General features: G+C 62.3%; 1 protein-coding gene. It reads right to left on the reverse strand.

Annotated features, from left to right (window positions below):
- The coding region (locus M2S36_RS24910; RefSeq protein WP_333958018.1) for a thiamine pyrophosphate-binding protein at positions 1 to 639 on the reverse strand (639 nt) is incomplete at its 3' end.
- Positions 640 to 857 lie beyond the last annotated feature (218 nt).

The following is an 857-nucleotide window of genomic DNA, read 5'->3' on the forward strand; positions in this document are numbered from 1 at the left end:
GGTCATCTTGCGGTTGGCGCCGGCGCCGATCACCAGGATCGGGTTACGGGCGTTCTGCAGTTTCTCCACGGCAGCTTCGATGGCCTTGTGCTCGGCCAGCGGGCGACGGCTCAGGCTAGGCGGGATCGGCAGGCTGTCGGTCTGCTCGGCGGCGATGTCTTCCGGTAGCTCCAGGTGCACGGCACCCGGCTTTTCTTCCTCAGCCAGGCGGAAGGCTTCGCGCATACGGGCCGGGATGTTGTCGGCCGAGGCGAATTGGTGGGTGTACTTGGTGATGGGGTCCATCATGCCGCACACGTCGATGATCTGGAAGCGGCCCTGCTTGGACTTCTTGATCGGCTTCTGGCCGGTGATCATCATCATCGGCATGCCGCCCAGGTAGGCGTAGGCGCTGGCGGTGACCAGGTTGGTGGCGCCAGGGCCGAGGGTAGACAGGCTGACGCCGGTCTTGCCGGTCAGGCGGCCGTAGGTGGCGGCCATGAAGCCTGCGGACTGCTCGTGACGGGTCAGTACCAGCTTGATCTTCGACTTGCGCAGGGATTCGAGCAGGTCGAGGTTTTCCTCACCGGGAATACCGAATACATACTCGACACCTTCGTTTTCCAGGCATTGCACAACGACATCGGCGGCCTTGGCCATCTTGCTTGCTACCTCAAGTGATGGGACGGTGGAAGTCCAGAAATGCGCAGCACGGTACGCTGGCATCGCTCAGCCCAGGGTCAGGATTGCCCCGAACCAGAGTCTTGACGTAGGGTGGGCGCGGGAAAGTCACGTAAATGTGACGGGAATATTGTCGCACCCAGGATATTACGCGCTCGGTGTGGGAGTTGTGGGAGCAGGCGACGCGGTGGATGGCA

This window comes from Pseudomonas sp. SF2 (assembly GCF_036858055.1).
In the GTDB taxonomy this organism is placed as follows: domain Bacteria; phylum Pseudomonadota; class Gammaproteobacteria; order Pseudomonadales; family Pseudomonadaceae; genus Aquipseudomonas.